At 56.6% G+C, this 542-nt stretch carries 1 protein-coding gene and 1 pseudogene; one reads left to right on the top strand and one right to left on the bottom strand.

The features are described 5' to 3' along the window. Positions 1-190, top strand: a pseudogene (locus F8N96_RS34875) (NUDIX hydrolase); the annotation flags it as partial. A gap of 3 nt (positions 191-193) precedes the next feature. On the opposite strand, the gene F8N96_RS34870 reads toward F8N96_RS34875, so the two are convergent. Next, entirely contained in the window at positions 194-436 is a 243-nt protein-coding gene (locus F8N96_RS34870; protein WP_150801645.1) for a DUF1652 domain-containing protein, read from the bottom strand. Positions 437-542 lie beyond the last annotated feature (106 nt).

Raw genomic sequence — 542 nt, 5'->3', positions numbered from 1 at the left:
GTATCTGATGGATCTGCAGGCGGGCAGTACGCGACATCACGTTTATGAGGCGTCGGTGGTCAACATCGACGAGGTGCGCCCGCAGAATGAAATCGTCGATTGCATCTGGTACCCGCTCGATGCCGTGCACAATCTTGAAACCAATGACGCGACACGGCGCATCGTGCAGGCCTTTCAACGGCGTTTATAACGATCAGCCGGCGAACGCCCGGCGACCGGCGCTGATTTCCGTGCGCAACTCACCGATGAAATTGGAAATATCGCGAATCGTCACCAGATGTTCGAGGTAAACACCGTCAAGCAACAACTCGACACGCCCCCTGCCCGGCTCATACACCTTGATCCGCAACAGACCTTGTCCGGTCGGTGTGCAATCACACTTGAACGTGGGGAAGCCTGACTCGACGATCCGGCAAATATCGGCAATGGCAAGCATGGGCGGGCGCCTCGCAGGCGGAGAATCGATCCATCGATCATAGACCCACGGTCTGTTAATTGCCCGCTCGGGAATGCCAAGCCGATCACAACTCACTCACGTCATT

This window comes from Pseudomonas fluorescens (assembly GCF_902497855.1).
GTDB classification, from domain to species: domain Bacteria; phylum Pseudomonadota; class Gammaproteobacteria; order Pseudomonadales; family Pseudomonadaceae; genus Aquipseudomonas; species Aquipseudomonas fluorescens_BI.
Note: the sequence above shows the minus strand (reverse complement) of the source record. Positions and strands in the feature narration are given on the sequence as shown.